The 19,478-nt window shown below is 37.9% G+C and carries 15 protein-coding genes; 13 read left to right on the forward strand and 2 right to left on the reverse strand.

The annotated features are described in order from the left end of the window. Positions 1-26: 26 nt before the first annotated feature. The 3 genes from fliS to hpf all read left to right on the forward strand — a co-directional run bounded on the left by fliS (position 27) and on the right by hpf (position 1,875). A complete protein-coding gene (gene fliS, locus MWJ95_RS05870; RefSeq protein WP_249104743.1) occupies positions 27-437 on the forward strand; it encodes a flagellar export chaperone FliS in 411 nt (136 codons plus the stop codon). A 350-nt stretch (positions 438-787) separates the two neighbouring features. Further along, the gene (locus MWJ95_RS05875) at positions 788-1,171 is read left to right on the forward strand and encodes a PilZ domain-containing protein (protein WP_249073440.1); all 384 of its coding nucleotides are present in this window, start codon (positions 788-790) and stop codon (positions 1,169-1,171) included. A 152-nt stretch (positions 1,172-1,323) separates the two neighbouring features. Next, entirely contained in the window at positions 1,324-1,875 is a 552-nt protein-coding gene (gene hpf / locus MWJ95_RS05880; RefSeq protein WP_249073439.1) for a ribosome hibernation-promoting factor, HPF/YfiA family, read from the forward strand. A gap of 132 nt (positions 1,876-2,007) precedes the next feature. Here hpf and MWJ95_RS05885 read toward each other — a convergent pair whose 3' ends face one another. Further along, positions 2,008-3,057, reverse strand: a complete 1,050-nt coding sequence (locus MWJ95_RS05885) for a PD-(D/E)XK nuclease family protein (protein WP_249073438.1) — start codon at positions 3,055-3,057, stop codon at positions 2,008-2,010. Between the two features lie 357 nt (positions 3,058-3,414). On the opposite strand from MWJ95_RS05885, the gene secA reads away from it, so the two are divergent. The 3 genes from secA (at position 3,415) to prfB (ending at position 8,069) form a co-directional block, all read left to right on the forward strand. Further along, the gene (gene secA, locus MWJ95_RS05890) at positions 3,415-5,925 is read left to right on the forward strand and encodes a preprotein translocase subunit SecA (protein WP_249073437.1); all 2,511 of its coding nucleotides are present in this window, start codon (positions 3,415-3,417) and stop codon (positions 5,923-5,925) included. A gap of 357 nt (positions 5,926-6,282) precedes the next feature. Then, positions 6,283-6,828, forward strand: coding sequence for a competence protein ComK (locus MWJ95_RS05895; protein WP_249104745.1), 546 nt, complete (start codon positions 6,283-6,285; stop codon positions 6,826-6,828). A gap of 136 nt (positions 6,829-6,964) precedes the next feature. Then, a protein-coding gene (gene prfB / locus MWJ95_RS05900; protein ID WP_283164646.1) for a peptide chain release factor 2 occupies positions 6,965-8,069 on the forward strand; the annotation gives its coding sequence in 2 pieces (ribosomal slippage) (positions 6,965-7,039 and positions 7,041-8,069; 1,104 coding nt in all). A 303-nt stretch (positions 8,070-8,372) separates the two neighbouring features. Here prfB and MWJ95_RS05905 read toward each other — a convergent pair. Beyond that, on the reverse strand, positions 8,373-8,882 hold the full coding sequence (locus tag MWJ95_RS05905) for a competence protein ComK (RefSeq protein ID WP_249073435.1): 510 nt from the start codon (positions 8,880-8,882) through the stop codon (positions 8,373-8,375). 226 nt (positions 8,883-9,108) lie between these two features. Between MWJ95_RS05905 and MWJ95_RS05910 the strand changes: the two genes are divergently transcribed. The 7 genes from MWJ95_RS05910 to MWJ95_RS05940 all read left to right on the forward strand — a co-directional run bounded on the left by MWJ95_RS05910 (position 9,109) and on the right by MWJ95_RS05940 (position 19,442). Then, positions 9,109-9,351 carry an IDEAL domain-containing protein gene (locus MWJ95_RS05910; RefSeq protein ID WP_249073434.1) on the forward strand — a complete coding sequence of 81 codons (243 nt, stop codon included), beginning with the start codon at positions 9,109-9,111 and terminating at the stop codon, positions 9,349-9,351. Between the two features lie 469 nt (positions 9,352-9,820). Further along, the gene (gene uvrB, locus MWJ95_RS05915; protein ID WP_249073433.1) at positions 9,821-11,800 is read left to right on the forward strand and encodes an excinuclease ABC subunit UvrB; all 1,980 of its coding nucleotides are present in this window, start codon (positions 9,821-9,823) and stop codon (positions 11,798-11,800) included. A 7-nt stretch (positions 11,801-11,807) separates the two neighbouring features. Continuing rightward, complete coding sequence (gene uvrA, locus MWJ95_RS05920) at positions 11,808-14,672, forward strand: excinuclease ABC subunit UvrA (protein ID WP_249073432.1); 2,865 nt, start codon at positions 11,808-11,810, stop codon at positions 14,670-14,672. A 352-nt stretch (positions 14,673-15,024) separates the two neighbouring features. Beyond that, a complete protein-coding gene (locus tag MWJ95_RS05925) occupies positions 15,025-16,218 on the forward strand; it encodes a DUF4097 family beta strand repeat-containing protein (protein ID WP_249073431.1) in 1,194 nt (397 codons plus the stop codon). Positions 16,219-16,493: 275 nt separating this feature from the next. Continuing rightward, entirely contained in the window at positions 16,494-17,180 is a 687-nt protein-coding gene (ftsE, locus tag MWJ95_RS05930) for a cell division ATP-binding protein FtsE (RefSeq protein ID WP_249073430.1), read from the forward strand. Then, positions 17,170-18,054 (forward strand): permease-like cell division protein FtsX, encoded by an 885-nt coding sequence (gene ftsX / locus MWJ95_RS05935; RefSeq protein ID WP_249073429.1) that lies wholly within the window; start codon positions 17,170-17,172, stop codon positions 18,052-18,054. Before ftsE ends, ftsX begins: the two co-directional genes overlap by 11 nt. 50 nt (positions 18,055-18,104) lie before the next feature. Then, positions 18,105-19,442, forward strand: coding sequence for a murein hydrolase activator EnvC family protein (locus MWJ95_RS05940; protein ID WP_249104747.1), 1,338 nt, complete (start codon positions 18,105-18,107; stop codon positions 19,440-19,442). Positions 19,443-19,478: the final 36 nt, after the last annotated feature.

The following is a 19,478-nucleotide window of genomic DNA, read 5'->3' on the forward strand; positions in this document are numbered from 1 at the left end:
TAACCTTTCAAAGGAGTTGTCCTTTATTGGCAGCAAATTTAACAGCACAAAACGCGTACAAACAAAATAGTGTTACCACTGCTTCCCCGGGTGAGCTGACGTTAATGCTTTATAATGGATGCTTGAAGTTTTTGCACAAGGCTAAACTGGCAATTCAAGAAAAGAATATCCAAGAAAAAAATACAAATCTTATCAAAGCACAAGCGATTATTAGCGAGCTGATGGCGACGCTGAATATGGACATCGAAGTGTCAAAAAATATGTTTGCTCTTTATGAATATATGAATCATCGTTTAGTTGAGGCAAACATTCAAAATGATGTCGCTATTATTGAAGAAGTTGAGGGATTAGTGACGGAATTCCGTGATACATGGAAGGAAGTTATTCGCATCAATCGACAGCAACAATTCGGTCAGGGAAACACTGGACAAATTTAGACAACATCAGAGGCCATCCATTCATGATGGTCTCTTTTCTTTTATAAGAAAAATGAGACACAGCATTTTATCATTACAAAAGGGAATTATTTAACTTCTTTCAGCAGGTATCCAAACACCCACTGAAAGGAGTTAAAGCCTCCGGCGGATGTCACGGAATCGGAAAGGAATCCTTTGTGCAAGCACAAAGCCGATTCCAGACGTAATTATGCCAAGGCATAATTGATTTAGCCATAAAATAGGTCTTTATTCAGTAAGATATGTTACTTATTCCCTCTAGATGTAAATCATGCATCGTGTCATAATCAAGCTTAATAAATAGATGTTTACAATAGTATTGGAGTGGGTAGATGATATTTAAACGCCAGGAAGGCTTTCGATTTAAGTTTGAAAAGCCTCTTAACATGACTTTTGCAATATATGAGGATGGACGAGTCAATCAAGCGGAAACAGCAATGGCTGACTTGCTTGATATTAGTCCACGAGGTTTAAAGATGTTTACTGAGGTGGATTTAGGTGTTAATCCTCCTCCTTTGGATTTACGCTTTGTTCTTGATACTAAAGAGGTACGAGCTTTTGGTGAAGTCATTTGGAGCCGTCCTTTTGGCAAGGGCAAGCAGTATGGCGTGAATTTTCATGATCAGGAATCGGTTGAAGATTTGATTGTCGAAGAGTTGAAGCTGCGTCGAAGAAAAGAAGCTGATGAAGCAAAACTAAATAGCATTAATTCCTAAGAGGGATTTGCTCATCACATACCTAACCTCTTAGTTTTCGCAGGTGCTGTCCAATGGAAAAAATATTTTTGTGAAAAAAAGAATTATTTTAGAGGAATTTCTCACACTTGTGTAGAAATATAAAGTATAGCAGTTATAAAGGAGGAGTTTACATGTTAAACTTTAACATTCGCGGTGAAAATATTGAGGTAACTCCAGCTATTCGAGAGTATGTTGAAAACAAAATCGAGAAAGTTGAGCGTTATTTTAACGAAGATATTAACGCCAATGCTAACGTAAATTTAAAGGTTTATAATGACAAGCAAACGAAAGTGGAAGTTACAATTCCGATGAAGAATTTAACTCTTCGTGCTGAAGAGCGTCATACAGATATGTATGCTGCGATTGACTTAATTGTTGATAAATTAGAACGTCAAATCCGTAAGCATAAAACAAAAGTAAACCGTAAATTCCGTGAGCGCGAGGGTGCAGGCCTTTATTTTGCTACTTCTCAGGCAGCAGCTGATGTAGTAACAGAAGACGAAGAATATTCAATTGTTCGTACTAAGCAATTTGATCTAAAACCGATGGATCAAGAAGAAGCTGTTTTACAAATGAATATGCTAGGGCATGATTTTTATATCTTTACAGATGCAGAATCAAATGGCACAAACATTGTCTATAAACGTAAAGACGGTAAATATGGCTTGATTGAAACAACTTAAACTTTAATATGTTCAAAGGCTCTCGCAAAAGCGGGAGCCTTTTCTTCATTATTTTATTGAATGCTTTGAAACCCGTGACAAAGCAAGGGAAGCTTTAGCCCTGACAAAATATTTCCGGGAGCAAATTCTTATTTAAAGTAAAGTTAATATAGGGTGAATTTTATCAAGAATTTCGTCAACTTTTTTCATAATAAAAGTAATATCTTGATTTTTGAAGTCGAATTCCCACTTATATAGTGAATTATAGGTGCCATATCGATATTGTGTTTTTCGCCCGTAGTGAGTTTCATGATGGCAAATAGTACCTACTTCATCCCTTAACCAATTTAGATCATCATGAGAAAGTTTGTTATGTTCATCTATCATTGCTTTTAAAACAAAGTCCTCATAGTTAAATTCCCAATAAAATTTTATTGGATGACCTAGTATATCTTTATGGAGACAACCGTTTCTCCAATTCATGACAGGATTGTTTTGTCCACTATATATATCCCACTCTTCGAATCTTTTTGAATGACATTTTAATTCGTGATATATGTAATAAAACAACGGGAACCAAGTACGATATCTTTTTTTCTTCCAATAGGAATCGTCCCAAATTTCAGGAGCATTTTCTAATTCACTTTTGATATGGATTTTACGTAAATTTTCATTTTCTAATGATGCAATCCAATCTTTATAAATATATTCTTCAATCGGAAACCCTGCAAAAACTTCTAAAATCCATGGTAGTCTAAATAGATTGAAATTATAAAGTTCGGGCTGTTCACAAACTTGAGCGGAACCAAATAGAAATAATAAAAATAAAACATTATTTTGATCTGAAACATTTTTTTGATTAAAATCAAATTGCGTTCCTTGAAGTTGATCACTTGTTGGAATAGAATCGACTTTCATTTCAATAACTAAATATCTTGGGGTGCTATTGAACAAATCGATTTTGATAACTAAATCAATTTTTCGTTTACGACCAAAAGAGTACTCTGGAAAACAATTAATATTTTTTATTTCGTTAAGCTGAAAATCAATTGCTTTATTGCACATTTTATAAATACGGCGAATGATTTCGAATTTTATTTGTAATGATACTGTTTTATTTTCAGTATCAAGAATCCAACTGATAACACCTGTGTGGACTTTTTCCAATTGATAACCAACGATATTTACAAAGTTATTCGACAAAATTATATCTCCTTACTATTGTATGTTGCTACAAAACTACAATCCAATTTTTAGATAGGGTACATTATGAAAATTAGATGGAATCTTCTGTGTTTAGTAACATTAGTTTATTTCAGAGTAACACGTAATTCTCTAATTGTAATATAGTATTAAGGAAAAATTTCTGAATAAATTATATATTAGGAAATCTTTTTTTACTAACGCATTACGTATTTTAATTAGACACATAAGCACTAAGACATTTTTTATATGTAAGTAAAGTAAGTTTAGCTTTTAATGGATAGAGACTCTGTTTGCATGAATCTGTTATACAATGGTAAAATGAAATCTGAGACTATATAGGAAGTGAAAAAATTCATGGTAAACCTATTAAATAAATTATTTGATTTCAATAAACGTGAACTAAAAAAATTAGAAAAAATCGCTGACCAGGTTGAGGGATTCGCTTCCCAAATGGAACAGCTTTCAGATGATCAATTACAAGCGAAAACAGAAGAATTTAAACAGCGCTATGCCGATGGAGAGAGTTTAGAGTCGATTCGTGCGGAAGCTTTTGCCGTTTGTCGAGAAGGGTCTAAACGTGTATTAGAGATGTACCCATTCCGTGTTCAAATTATGGGTGCTGCTGCATTAGATGAAGGTAATATCGCAGAGATGAAAACTGGTGAAGGTAAAACGTTAACGGCTACGATGGCTGTTTACTTAAATGCTATTACTGGTAAAGGCGTACATGTTGTCACAGTCAACGAGTATTTAGCGAGTCGTGATGCTGAGGAAATGGGGCATTTGTATAATTTCTTAGGCTTAACGGTTGGTTTAAACTTGAATAGTTTATCGAAAGAAGAAAAACGTGCAGCTTATGAAGCGGATATTACGTATAGTACAAACAATGAGCTTGGCTTTGACTATTTACGTGATAATATGGTGCTTTATAAAGAGGAACGTGTACAACGTCCGTTACATTTTGCGGTCATCGATGAGGTTGACTCGATTTTAATTGATGAAGCGCGTACGCCATTAATTATTTCGGGACAGGCTGGGAAATCAGCGCAGCTTTATAAACAGTCTAATGCGTTTGTTCGTATGTTAAGTGCGGAAACGGATTACACATATGAAGAGTCGACAAAGGGTGTAACGTTGACAGATGCTGGTGTTGAAAAAGCGGAGAAAGCATTTGGCATTGATAACCTATTTGATTTAACGCATGTACGTCTAAACCATGCAATTAACCAATCGTTAAAGGCACATGTCAGTATGCATAATGATGTTGATTATGTTGTACAAGAGGGCGAAATCGTTATTGTTGATAGCTTTACAGGTCGTTTAATGAAAGGTCGCCGCTACTCAGATGGTCTACATCAGGCAATCGAGGCTAAAGAGGGCGTAGAGATTCAAAATGAATCGATGACAATGGCGACAATTACGTTCCAAAACTACTTCCGTATGTATCAAAAGCTTTCGGGTATGACAGGTACAGCGAAAACAGAGGAAGAAGAATTCCGTAATATTTATAATATGAGTGTTGTGGCGATTCCAACGAATAAGCCGATTGCTCGTGATGACCGTCCGGACTTAATTTTTGCTTCGATGGAAGGAAAATATAAAGCGGTGGCGGCAGATATTGCAGAGCGCCATCTAGCAGGACAACCTGTTCTTGTTGGTACTGTTGCCATTGAAACGTCTGAAATAATTTCAAAATTATTAGATAAACATAAAATTCCACATAACGTCTTAAACGCGAAAAACCATGAGCGCGAAGCTGAAATTATTGCGAATGCTGGTACGAAAGGTGCCGTAACAATCGCGACGAACATGGCTGGTCGTGGTACGGACATTAAACCTGGAGAAGGTGTTTTGGAGCTTGGCGGTTTAGCTGTCATTGGTACAGAGCGTCATGAATCTCGTCGTATTGATAATCAGCTACGTGGTCGTTCTGGTCGTCAAGGGAACCCAGGGATTACGCAATTCTATCTGTCACTAGAAGATGAATTAATGCGTCGTTTTGGCTCCGATAATATGAAGAACATGATGATGAAATTGGGAATGGATGATTCACAGCCATTACAATCAAAAGTTGTTTCAAGAGCAGTGGAGTCAGCTCAAAAACGTGTTGAAGGTAATAACTTCGACGCTCGTAAACGTTTATTACAATATGATGATGTGTTACGTCAGCAACGTGAGATTATTTATCAAGAGCGTTATGACGTATTAGAAACAGAAAACATGCGTGTCCTCGTTGAGTCGATGATTCAAGAAACGATCGACAACGTTGTTGCATTGTATACGCAAGGTGAGCAAAAAGATTGGCACTTAAAAGCAATTGATGACTATGTATCAGCAAACTTATTAGATGAAGGCGTTCTGAAGGTGGAAGATTTCCAAGGTAAATCTGCAGAAGAGATTAACCAATTAATTTCGAACGCTGTCCAAGTACGTTATGATGAAAAAGAAGAACAGCTTACATCAGAGCGTATGCGTGAATTCGAAAAGGTTATTTTACTACGTTCAATTGATACGAAGTGGATTGACCATATTGATGCGATGGATCAGCTACGTCAAGGTATCCATCTTCGTGCCTATGGTCAAAATGACCCGCTTCGTGAGTATCAACAAGAAGGCTTCGCTATGTTTGAAGATATGGTTGCTTCCATTCGCGAAGATGTAGCAAAATATGCGATGAAGGCAGAGATTCATAATAATTTAGAGCGTGAGGAAGTTGCAAAAGGTCAAGCAGTTAATCCGAAAGAGGATGGCGAATCCGCTCCGAAAAAGAAACCTGTCCGTAAAGCTGAAAATATCGGACGTAATGATTTATGCCCATGTGGCAGCGGTAAGAAATTTAAAAACTGCCATGGTGCAGCACAATAAGTGTATGATGACGGAAAAGATCATTTTAACAGTATGTTAAAATGATCTTTTTTTATGTTTTAGGATAATTGCTAGTCAGTCAGCGGGAGAGTGAAGCGAATTTTCAATCAGAGATAAAATAGATTTAAATATTCGAAAATTCAGATAAAAGATACAAAATACTACAACAATAGGTAAAAAGTTCAATGAAAAGGGTAATGTTTATAACTTTTTTCTAATTTATTATAAATTTTATAGTAGTCAAAAAGGTCTGATAGGAGTGATGCATGTGTGTGAAATAAAACCCCCGAGAACCTTCTCGGGGAAATGCATTGGAGTATATCAATATATTTCTTAGTGAATAAAAGGGGGATTGACATGCATAGTGATGACATTATGAGTAGTGAAACGATGCTGTATATACCGGAGTATGATGCCCAAGGAAATCTGTATACACGTGTAATAGAAAGGCATTACGAATATGTATCAAAATTAGCACCGACAAAATTAATAGATTATAATCTCCGGTATTTTGGTTCAAGCTTAAGAGGGGCTTTCGATGGCTCGAGGATGATACTAGGGAAGCTGAATCAGAATCCAATCGTTGTTCATGAACAAAGTAGTATTATATGGTTTCCAAGTAAATCATATGTAAGACCCGAATGTAAATGGTTTGCCGTTCATCATATTAAGGATTACCAAGCAGTCGATAAAAAGAATACAAAAGTAACTTTTTTGAACGGCTATGAAGATTGTGTGGATTTAAGTATCAGATCATTTGAAAATAGAGTCCAAAGAGCGTTTTTACTAAAATATAAGCTGGAGAAACGAACAAAGAATTTGCTAGTTCAATTTGATCAAGGGAAAGTATTCCAACGAGTGGCGAACAACGTTATTTTTGAAGATGAAGCTGAAAAAGGTTGAAATGAAGTCTGTATTGTAAAAAAGTATGTTTTCCGCCGTAAAAACGTTATAATAAAGAGATCGGGGCTTGAAGGAATCGGATTTTTAAACTTCTATCATCGGTTTGCCCCACTAATAATGTTCGGAGGATTTAACAATGATTGAATTAGCAGATGTACGTAACGCGTTAGACACTTCAGCCAAAAAATTGGCGGATTTTAGGGGGTCTCTTTGACTTAGAAAACAAAGAGGCACGTATTCAGGAATTAGATGAAATGATGCTTGAGCCAGGCTTTTGGGATGATCAGCAAGGGGCACAGGTCATCATTAATGAGAGTAATGGCTTAAAGGCAATTGTGAACGAGTATAACGATTTATTGGAAACATACGAGAATCTAGATATGACGCTAGAGCTATTGCGAGAAGAGCCCGATGAAGAATTGCAGGAGGAGCTAGGCAATGAATTAGTAGAATTCCAGCAAAAAATGGGTAATTTTGAGCTGCAATTACTATTAAGCGGTCCATACGATCAAAATAATGCGATTTTAGAGCTACACCCAGGAGCAGGTGGGACGGAATCTCAGGATTGGGGCTCAATGCTGCTACGTATGTACACACGCTGGGCGGAAAAACGTGGCTTTAAAGTCGAGACAGTGGATTATCTTCCGGGCGATGAAGCGGGGATTAAATCTGTCACATTGTCCATTAAGGGGCATAATGCTTACGGCTATTTGCAAGCAGAAAAAGGTGTTCATCGTTTAGTACGTATTTCACCGTTTGACTCTTCAGGTCGTCGTCATACGTCTTTCGTTTCTTGTGATGTTATGCCTGAATTCGATGACAATATTGAAATTGATATTCGTACAGAGGATTTAAAAATTGATACGTATCGTGCAACAGGTGCAGGTGGTCAGCATATTAATACGACAGATTCAGCTGTTCGTATTACGCACGTCCCTACTGGTACAGTCGTACAATGTCAGGCAGAACGTTCGCAAATTAAAAACCGAGAAAAAGCCATGACGATGTTAAAAGGGAAACTCTATCAATTAGAGATTGAAAAGCAGCAGGCGCAGCTTGATGAAATCCGTGGTGAACAGAAGGAAATCGGCTGGGGCTCACAAATTCGTTCATATGTATTCCACCCATATTCAATGGTGAAGGATCATCGTACAAATGAAGAAACAGGTAATGTAGGAGCGGTGATGGATGGTGATGTAGATCCATTCATTCATGCCTATTTACGTTCAAAAATCGGTTAATGTAATCCCCTCAGAAAGCACAGCTAAAATGTGCTTTTGAGGGGGTTTTTTTATGATTCTACATCAATTATTATAACTCGGCATTATTGCGTCCGGAATCGGGTTTGTGCTTAGGCCTTCAAATGTTTTTTGCGCGACAGCAACACGTTTTTATCTGTGCGAAAGCGACAGCAACAACAACAACAAAAACAGCATGATGCAGGCCAGTTAGCTGTTATTGCATGTGATGCTTTTAGGCGAATATCCTTATGAACGCCTTGCCAATTCCGTGACATCCGTCGAAGGCATTACGCCTTTAAGAAGTTAAAAAGGTGGAGGAAAAGGCGTGTCTTGACTAAGCTGCTTACGCTCATTCATGTAATGCTTATAAAGCATCGATGCATTGACAAATTGCTTACTAATCGAAGCATATTGAATAGGCAGTTCAATCTGTTTACCATTTGTCAATGTAACGATACAGCCCATTTTACTTGGTACAATATTTGAAATGGCGTGAAGTCCGATCCAAATATTGTGGATAGAGTTTGGTGAATACGTTGGTAGGAAAATACAAGGATAACCATAATCAAAAGCAACAACAATTGGAAGCTTATGTTGATTACCGAAAAAGCGTTTGGCAGAATGTTTTGCAGCTTCATAGGTTGTTCCTAGTGAAACACAAGATTTTCGTAATATATGCATTGGTTTCCTTGTGACGATCAGTTCATTATGCTTATCAATTACCCGTGTGAAAATTTTTGAGTCATACTGAACCGGCTGAAGTAAATAGGTGTTGAAAGACATTAAATATCCATTGACGTAGTTTGCTGACATCTATGTAAGCCTCCTTTTTCTATTTGTTAAGTGAAGTGTAAAACATAAAATAAAATTCAGAAAATATAAATAAATTCAGAAAACCATTGATATATCAAGTAATTGCATAGAGGAATTGCTTGAAATTGCACAAGATTAATAGTAAATCGAAATGATTTTCAGTTCTTAAGCATTGCATTTTAATTTCAATTTTCTTATAATTTAGAAAAGGATCGAGGTGAGATCGTTGGATAAATATTATTCGTATACAGATTTTCTAAAAGCCGTTGGTCAGTCAAAGAAAGTTGATGAGGCAGAGAAATTATTAAACGAGATTTATTTAGATTTATTTTTAAATCATATCCAGCGTATGCATCGTGAAGAGCAGCTCATGGTTCTGATAGATAGAGCACTCGATGAAAAAGATGAAAAGGCATTTCATCTATACGCAGCCGAACTAGTAGATTTACACCAAGATGCAAGTGAATAATATGACGAGCCCGCTCTCTGTTATTGGAGAGTGGGATTTTTTTGCTAATTTGTGCTAGCTGATCATATCTAGCAGTAACCCGATCAATTTATCACCCAAGCTGATCATATCTAGCAGCAACCCGATCAATTTATCACCAAGCTGATCATATCTAGCGGTAACCCGATCATTTTATCATCCAAGCTGATCATATCTAGCGGTAACCTGATCATTTCCCCATTGATTCAATCAAATCCCCTCTATGTTATGCATTTACATTCGCCCATCTCGATTAGCTAACATTTGGAAAGGGTAATCTATTTATAGATAGGCTGTAATTAAACATTTCGGTACATATGTTCTGTCTGAATCATCTTAAATATAGCAAACGGAAAAACTTTTACAAACATTCGTTCGTTAAATGTTCGAAATTTTAATAATGCTATGCTAAAATATATGTACAAATTGGAAGGAAAGGGCGGGGACATGTGTGCAAACATTTGATTTACAAGCGCCATATCAGCCTAATGGGGATCAGCCACAGGCAATTGCGGAATTAGTAGAGGGTGTACGTGCGGGGAAACGTCATCAAACATTGCTTGGTGCAACAGGAACAGGGAAAACGTTTACGATTTCTAATGTCATTAAACAGGTAAAAAAACCGACACTTATTATGGCACACAATAAAACACTTGCGGGTCAATTATATAGTGAGTTTAAAGAGTTCTTCCCTAATAATGCAGTTGAATACTTTGTTAGCTACTATGATTACTATCAGCCAGAGGCATATGTACCGCAGACGGATACTTATATCGAAAAGGATTCAAGCATTAATGATGAAATTGATAAGTTACGTCACTCTGCAACATCTGCATTATTCGAGCGTGATGATGTCATTATTATTGCATCCGTGTCCTGTATATATGGTTTAGGTTCTCCAGAAGAATATCGTGAAATGGTCGTATCGGTTCGTACTGGAATGGAAATTGAACGCAATGAGTTGCTTAGAAAGTTGGTCGATGTACAGTATGAGCGTAATGATGTAAGTTTTACACGTGGGACGTTTCGAGTACGTGGTGATGTTGTGGAAATTTTCCCGGCATCTCGTGATGAGCATTGTATTCGCGTTGAATTTTTTGGGGACGAGATCGATCGAATTCGCGAGGTGGATGCGCTAACGGGTGAAATATTAGCAGATCGTGAACATATAGCTATTTTCCCAGCATCCCACTTCGTTACGCGAGAAGAAAAAATGCGAAAAGCCATTGAAAATATTGAAAAAGAGTTGGAGGAGCGTTTAGCTCTTTTACGTGCAGAGGATAAATTATTGGAGGCACAGCGGTTAGAGCAACGTACTCGCTATGATTTAGAAATGATGAGTGAAATGGGCTTTTGTTCAGGTATTGAAAACTATTCACGTCATTTGACATTGCGTGAAGCAGGAGCAACACCGTATACGTTACTTGACTACTTCCCTGATGATTTCTTACTTGTTGTTGACGAAAGTCACGTGACATTGCCACAGGTTCGAGGAATGTATAATGGTGACCAAGCACGTAAAGGTATGTTAGTAGAGCATGGATTCCGTTTACCATCAGCACTTGATAACCGACCTTTACGTTTTGAAGAGTTTGAGAAACATATTCATCAAGCTATTTATGTTTCTGCTACACCTGGCCCGTATGAGCTTGAGCATTCTCCAGAGATGGTACAGCAAATTATTCGTCCAACTGGATTGCTAGATCCACAAATTGACGTACGTCCAATAGAAGGTCAAATTGATGATTTAATCGATGAGATTCAAGGTCGTATTGCTCGTAATGAACGAGTGCTTGTGACAACATTGACGAAAAAAATGTCAGAGGATTTATCTGCTTATTTAAAAGAAATGGGCTTAAAGGTCGAGTACTTGCATTCAGAGATTAAGACATTAGAGCGAATTGAAATTATTCGTGAGCTGCGTAAAGGTACGTATGATGTGCTAATCGGCATTAACTTATTGCGAGAAGGACTAGATATACCTGAGGTTTCCCTTGTAGCAATTTTAGATGCTGACAAGGAAGGATTTTTACGTTCAGAGCGTTCATTAATTCAAACGATCGGACGTGCCGCACGTAATGCCAATGGTCATGTCATTATGTACGCAGATAATATGACGGATTCGATGAAAAAGGCGATTGAGGAAACGAAGCGTCGTCGAACATTGCAAATGGCTTATAACGAAGAACATGGCATTACACCGAAAACGATTGTGAAGAAAATTCCTGATGTGATTCGTGCGACACAGGTGGCAGAGGAAGAAGAGTCTTATGTCACGAAGGCAACAAAAGGTAAGAAGCTGACAAAGGCGGAAAGAGAGCAGTTACTCGCTTCTCTAGAAGTAGAAATGAAGGAAGCAGCAAAAGCACTCGATTTCGAACGTGCTGCTGAGCTGCGCGATACAATATTTGAATTGAAGGTAGAAGGGTGAATGGCTTGTGAAAAATACTGAAATCGTCGTGCAAGGCGCACGAGCACATAATTTAAAAAATATCAATGTCACAATTCCACGCGATCAATTAGTCGTGCTAACAGGTTTATCGGGCTCAGGGAAATCATCATTAGCGTTCGATACGATTTATGCCGAGGGGCAACGTCGATATGTAGAATCTCTTTCAGCCTATGCCCGTCAATTCCTTGGTCAAATGGATAAACCAGACGTCGATGCGATAGAGGGATTATCCCCTGCTATTTCAATCGATCAAAAAACGACGAGCCGTAACCCGCGTTCGACAGTTGGGACAGTAACGGAAATCTATGATTATTTACGTTTGCTCTATGCGCGCATTGGGAAGCCTATATGTCCGAATCATGGTATTGAAATTACCTCCCAAACGATTGAGCAAATGGTCGATCGTTTACTATCTTATCCGGAAAGAACGAAAATGCAGTTGCTTGCTCCAATGGTATCAGGACGTAAGGGAACACATGTTAAGCTACTGGAAGATTTAAAAAAGCAAGGATTTGTCCGTGTACGTATCGACGGTGAACTGCGTGATTTAGATGATGCCATTGAACTTGATAAAAACAAAAAGCATTCAATTGAAGTAGTGGTCGATCGTGTTGTGATGAAGGAAGGTGTTGCGGCACGTTTGAGTGATTCCTTAGAGACAGCATTACGTTTGGCAGATGGGCGTGTACTTGTTGATGTCATGGAGCATGAGGAATTATTATTTAGTGAGCACCATGCTTGCCCATTATGTGGATTTTCAATCGGTGAGCTGGAGCCACGCATGTTTTCATTCAATAGTCCATTTGGAGCTTGTCCAAGCTGTGATGGTTTAGGCTCGACACAAGAGGTCGATCTTGACCTAGTAGTGCCTGATTGGGATCGTAGTTTATTAGAGCATGCGATCGCACCGTGGGAGCCAACAAGTTCACAGTATTATCCACAATTATTAAAGGCTGTGTGCGATCATTATGAAATCCCGATGGACGTCCCAGTAAAGGATCTTCCGAAAGAAAAGATGGATAAAATTTTATATGGTTCAGGGAAAGATAAAATCCACTTCCATTATGAAAATGAGTTTGGCAATGTGCGAGATCAAATGATTGAATTCGAAGGTGTTGTACGTAATGTAGAACGTCGTTTTAAGGACACAACGTCTGATTATGTGCGTGAACAAATGGAAAAATATATGGCGCAGCAAGCATGTCCATCTTGTAAAGGCTATCGCTTAAAGCCTGAAACATTAGCTGTAAAACTAGCAGATAAGCATATTGGTGAAGTTACACAGTATTCGATTCAGGACGCTGATACATTTTTCAAAGAGCTGGATTTATCAGAAAAGGATATGAAAATTGCTCGACTTGTGTTACGCGAAATTGAAGAGCGACTGGGTTTCCTTGTCAATGTTGGGTTAGATTATTTAACGTTAAGTCGAGCGGCAGGAACATTGTCAGGGGGAGAAGCTCAACGGATTCGTCTTGCGACACAAATTGGCTCACGCTTAACAGGTGTCCTCTACATTTTAGATGAGCCTTCAATTGGCTTGCACCAACGGGATAATGATCGTCTTATTAGTACGCTGCAAAATATGCGTGATATCGGCAATACGCTGATTGTTGTCGAACACGATGAAGATACAATGCTAGCGGCAGATTATCTCATTGATGTTGGTCCTGGTGCAGGTGTGCATGGTGGTCAAATTGTAGCGGCAGGAACACCGCAGGAAGTCATGGAAAATGAAAAGTCTTTAACGGGGCAATATTTGAGTGGCAAGAAGTTTATTCCCCTGCCAATTGAGCGCCGCAAACCGAATGGGCGCAAATTGTCGATTAAAGGTGCCAAGGAAAATAATCTTAGAAATGTGAAGGTTGATGTACCGCTTGGTTTATTCGTTGCGGTTACAGGGGTTTCGGGGTCAGGCAAATCAACGCTAATTAATGAAATTTTATATAAGTCATTAGCTCAAAAGCTTAATCGTTCAAAGGTGAAGCCTGGCGAACATAAAGAAGTAACGGGCATTGAGGAGCTAGAAAAGGTCATTGATATTGACCAATCACCAATCGGTCGGACACCTCGCTCAAATCCTGCTACGTATACAGGCGTTTTTGATGATATTCGAGATGTTTTTGCAGCAACAAATGAAGCAAAGGTACGCGGCTATAAAAAAGGTCGCTTTAGCTTCAACGTTAAGGGAGGCCGCTGTGAGGCTTGTCGTGGTGACGGTATTATAAAAATTGAAATGCATTTCCTACCAGATGTTTACGTACCATGTGAAGTCTGTCATGGGAAGCGTTATAACCGTGAAACACTTGAAGTGAAATATAAAGATAAGAGCATTGCAGATATTTTAGATATGACGATCGAAAATGCAGTTGTATTTTTCGAAAATATACCGAAAATCCAGCGTAAGTTACAAACGATCGTGGATGTAGGTTTAGGCTATATGAAATTAGGACAACCTGCCACAACTTTATCTGGTGGTGAGGCACAGCGTGTCAAATTAGCCTCAGAATTACACCGTCGTTCAACAGGTAAATCATTCTATATTTTAGATGAACCGACAACCGGTTTACATGCACATGATATTGCACGCCTACTCGTTGTTTTACAACGTCTTGTAGAAAACGGCGATTCAGTACTAGTCATCGAACATAATTTAGATGTCATCAAGACAGCAGACTACATTATCGATTTAGGACCAGAAGGCGGAGACAAAGGTGGTACGATTGTGGCGACAGGTACACCAGAAGAAGTCGCTGAAGCCAGTGGCTCTTATACAGGTAAATACTTAAAGCCAATATTAACAAGAGATCGTGCGCGTATGGAAGCTGCTTTGGCCAAGGCTACTCAATAAAATGAAACTTTAATCAGTGGGGATGTTTCCCCACTGATTATTTTTGTGTGCCCAGCAGGTGGATGTCGATAAAACTCAAATGTTGGGTGATAAAACGTGAAAGTTGGTCGATAAAACTCAAAAGTTGGTCGATAAATCATAAAAGTTAGTCGATAAACTTCAAAAGTTGGATGACATTCTGATAAAACGTATATAATGTGGACAAATTGATTGTAGTGAAGGCTGTGTGCTCTAGCTGGAACGGATAGTGGACCTAAAAAAGATATATTCCCAATTTCTCATTTTTTGGTGAAACTTTTCACAATATGTTTCGTATAAATAATATAACGAACTGAGGGAGGCTATTTTAATTATGCAAAATGAACGTCAACGAATTTTAGAACTTGTGGAAAAAGGAACGATTTCAGCGCAAGAGGCGATTACATTATTAGAAGCATTAGAGCAACCTAGCAAGTCCACTCAAAATGTTATGAATGATGTGTCAAACGAGGGCCAACATTCCCCAACAGAAAAAGAGTCAGTATTTAAAGATAAAAATGACAAAGACGAACAACCGCAAAAAGATGAGGATTTCTCTAAATACGTCCAAGAAGAAATGCGAGATTTCCGTAAAGATTTAACACAAATTGGTTCACTCTTTATGGATATGATGAATACAGCGGTAAAAAAGGTCAAAGAATTTGATGTAACTTCCCCATTTGGTGATAAATTCGAGTTTACACATACGGAAGAAGTTGCAGCTGAGCATATAGAAAAAGTAATTGTTGAATTACCGAATGGCAATTTTGCAGTCGAAACGGCTGAAGGAGATAGCTTCCAAGTCATTTGCAAAGTAAAGGCACCACTTATCAATGATAGCGAAGAAGAAACGCGTGCGAACTTCCTAGAGCAATTCGTTGTGAAGGAAGATGGAGATTCACTACGAATTTTAAGTCAACTTAAGCTTGTTCAAGCAAATGTTAAAGTACTTGTTCCAAAGGATAAATTAGAAAAGTTATCAGTACGTTTAATGAATGGTAGTGTAACTTTACAAGATACGGATTTCGAGCAATTAAAAGTAAAGACATTAAACGGTGCGATTAAAGGCTCTAAATTTAACTTTGGAAAGGCAGAAGTGGATTCATCTAATGGATCGATTGAATTAACAAATGTTCGTGGTAAAGATTTAGAGGCTGAAACAATGAATGGCCGTGTTTATTTAGATGGCGCATTGGATGAAGTTGAAGCAAAATCGGTTAATGGACATGTTGTTGTTACAACTTGCTCAACTAATTCATCGAAAATCAAAGCACAAACGGTCGCAGGAGCTGTTGAATTGTATGTGCCACGTACAATATCGTTAAGCGGTAAAATTGTTACGAATTTTGGTAAAGTAGATGTTGGTATACAAGATGCCTCAAAGATTGAATCGCAAGATCAATTTTTATCAAAAGTAGTACGTTTTGATAAAGAAGTAGAGAATGCTAATCGTCTATTTATCGAAGGTGAATCTAAAACAGGTGCAGTTTTAGTACGCTACACAACAACTGACGAACAGCATGTTTAAGTACAAAAAGCATTCAGGCTATGCGCACTAGCATAGCATTGAATGCTTTTTTGCTGTTTAAAAACGTTAGAAAGGCAGAAATCGACTTTCCTCAAATGGCATCGAATTCTGTTTTTTTGTATGTCGAAATTATAATACTTTTATGGCAATCTGATAACGAAATAACAGGAACTACCATGTAATGAAATGAAACTGTAATAATAAAGGGAGAAATTGAATGCTATAATAGGTAACGAAATACCTCTTACAGGGTAAGAGATTTAGGTGGTTTAGATATGATAGAAATGAAAAATGTGACAAAGAAGTACCCAAATGGCGTTGTTGCGACAAATGGGCTTTCCGTTAACATAAAGCAAGGTGAATTTGTTTATGTTGTAGGTCCCAGTGGTGCAGGTAAATCTACATTCATTAAATTAATGTACCGTGAGGAAAAAGCTACTTCTGGAGAAATTACTGTTAATGGTATAAATTTAGCTGAATTGAAAAATAAAAAAGTGCCTTATTTACGTCGTCAAATTGGCGTTGTTTTCCAAGATTTCAAGCTGCTACCTCGTTTGAGTGTTTATGAAAACGTAGCGTTTGCACTAGAGGTAATCGAGGAAGACCCAATAGAAATTCGCCGTCGTGTAATGGAAGTTTTAGAGCTTGTGGGACTGAAGCAAAAGGCAAGAATGTTCCCTAATGAACTTTCAGGTGGCGAACAGCAGCGTGTGTCGATTGCACGATCTATTGTGAATGTGCCGAAAGTCGTTATTGCGGATGAACCTACTGGGAATCTGGATCCTGAGACATCTTGGGACATTATGAATTTATTCGAAGAAATTAATGCAAGAGGGACAACTATTGTGATGGCCACCCATAACCGCGAAATCGTCAATACGATTCGTCGTCGAGTAATTGCAATTGAAGGCGGAATGATTGTCCGTGATGAGCACGGAGGTGACTACGGCTATGAAATTTAATACATTAAAACGTCACTTCCGAGAAAGTTTTAAGTCCCTTGGCCGTAATAGCTGGATGACTATTGCCTCAGTAAGTGCAGTTACAGTTACATTAATATTAGTAGGCGTATTCGCGCTTATTATGATGAATTTAAATAAAGTCGCATCTGATTTAGAGAACGATGTTGAAATTAAAGTGTTAATTGATGAAACAGCGGACAAAGCTGCTGAAAAAGCGCTCATGGAAAAAATCAAGAAATTGCCAGATGTCGAAGAGATGAACTTTTCGACAAAGGAAAATGAATTAACGAAATTAGTAAAAGACTTTGGGGACGATTTTAAGTTATTTGAGCAAAGTAACCCATTACGTAATGTTATTTATGTGAAGGCTTCTGATCCTCAGCAAACAGCTACTGTTGCTAAAAAAATTGATAAATTTGAGTATACACATGAAGTTATGTATGGTGAAGGCAAAGTAGAAAAGCTGTTTAATTTCATAAATATTAGCCGTAACGTAGGGATAGTTCTTATTTTAGGATTATTATTTACAGCGATCTTCTTAATTTCTAACACGATTCGAATTACTATTATTGCACGTCGTGATGAAATAGAAATTATGAAGCTTGTCGGAGCAACGAATTCATTCGTGCGTATCCCATTTTTATTAGAAGGAATGTGGCTCGGAATTTTAGGTTCTATTATTCCGATTGCGGTCATCGCAACCCTTTACCACAATGTATATAAAATTATTGCGCCTCGATTAAAAGGCGAACTTGTTCAAGTGCTTGATTTCTCACCTCTTGTGTACGAAGTAAGCGGTCTACTATTACTCATCGGTGTATTAATCGGAATTTGGGGAAGTTTCATGTCAGTACGTAAGTTCTTAAAAATTTAGCTTTCGTTTATGACAATCAACCAAAAAACAGTCGAAAAGGAGTTCAATCGGTGAAAAGTATGGCGAAACACTCAATGAAAACACTTGCTGCAGCATCTGCACTATTTCTTTTTATCCAAACTCCATCAGCGTATGCAACTAGTTTATCGGATTTAAAAGATGAAAAAAAACAAATTGAATCAAAGAAAAATGGCTTAAACTCATCCATCAATAATAAATCAAATGCTATTTCTGAGAATGATAATAAGCAACAAAAATTATTAGATCAAATTAAAACACTAAATGCCGAAATTGACAAAACGAATAATAATATTAAAGATGTATGGACAGAAATTCAATCTACAAATAAAGATATAAAAGCGCTAGAAGATTCAATTAATGAGCTTCTGAAAAAAATTGAAGAGCGTGATTTATTGTTAGAGGAGCGTGCTCGTGCCATTCAAGCGGGTGGTTCCGTTAGCTATTTAGACGTATTGCTTGGTTCTAATAGCTTCGTAGATTTTATTGATAGATTCTCTGCGGTAAATACATTGCTTGAAGCGGATCGACAAATTATCCGCGACCAAAAAGAAGACAAGAAAAAATTAGAGGAACAAAAACAAGTCTTAGAAGGAAAACGCCAAAAGCTTGAAGCTAAAAAAGCTGAGCTTGATCGTTTAAAAGCGTCATTGGATGGACAGAAAACTGAGAAAAACAAATTAATTGATCAATTAGAAAAAGAACAAGAAAAGCTGAAATCAGAAAAAGTATTGCTTGAGAAAGAATATTCTGAGGCGCTTGAGATCAGTTCTGAATTACAACAAAAAATCATTAATGAGCAAAATCGTTTAGCTGAAATTGCTCGTCAAGAAGAAGCGAAACGTAAAGCAGCTGCAGCCAAGGCCGCAGCCGCAGCCAAGGCATCTAATTCAAGTAATAAGGGTGGGGGATCTGCTGGGTCTGCTGGATCTGGGTCTTCAACAGTCACTGCTCCACCATCGAGTGGTACTTGGGTTAAACCAACAAATGGTCGTTTAACATCGACTTATGGCTGGCGTGAATTTGGCGGTTCAGAGTTCCATTATGGTATTGATCTTGCCAATAGTATTGGTACTCCAGTTTGGGCAGCCGCTGACGGTGTTGTTTCATATGCTGCACCACTTAGCACGTATGGTAATTGTGTCATCGTTACACATTCTATCAACGGTCAAATCTATACGACAGTGTATGCACACTTAAGTTCCTTTAACGTTGGTGTTGGCACGGTAGTATCCCAAGGTCAACAAATTGCTGCCATGGGTAATACAGGACGTGTAACAGGACCACACTTACACTTTGAAGTGCACATCGGTCCTTGGAGAGGACAAGCTGTCGGAAGCGACAATCCATTAAAATATATTCCAATCTAAAAATTGTGCAAGCTATACATTAGGATTTTTCTAATG

It is taken from the genome of Lysinibacillus sp. Bpr_S20 (assembly GCF_023337835.1).
Classification (GTDB): domain Bacteria; phylum Bacillota; class Bacilli; order Bacillales_A; family Planococcaceae; genus Lysinibacillus.

Bases quoted from the DNA above. Each gene is read 5' to 3' on its own strand.
- MWJ95_RS05875 (WP_249073440.1), top strand. From the start codon at position 788: ATGATATTTAAACGCCAGGAAGGCTTTCGATTTAAGTTTGAAAAGCCT.
- hpf (WP_249073439.1), top strand. From the start codon at position 1,324: ATGTTAAACTTTAACATTCGCGGTGAAAATATTGAGGTAACTCCAGCT.
- secA (WP_249073437.1), top strand. From the start codon at position 3,415: ATGGTAAACCTATTAAATAAATTATTTGATTTCAATAAACGTGAACTA.
- MWJ95_RS05895 (WP_249104745.1), top strand. From the start codon at position 6,283: ATGCATAGTGATGACATTATGAGTAGTGAAACGATGCTGTATATACCG.
- MWJ95_RS05905 (WP_249073435.1), bottom strand. From the start codon at position 8,882: ATGTCAGCAAACTACGTCAATGGATATTTAATGTCTTTCAACACCTAT.
- MWJ95_RS05925 (WP_249073431.1), top strand. From the start codon at position 15,025: ATGCAAAATGAACGTCAACGAATTTTAGAACTTGTGGAAAAAGGAACG.
- ftsE (WP_249073430.1), top strand. From the start codon at position 16,494: ATGATAGAAATGAAAAATGTGACAAAGAAGTACCCAAATGGCGTTGTT.
- ftsX (WP_249073429.1), top strand. From the start codon at position 17,170: ATGAAATTTAATACATTAAAACGTCACTTCCGAGAAAGTTTTAAGTCC.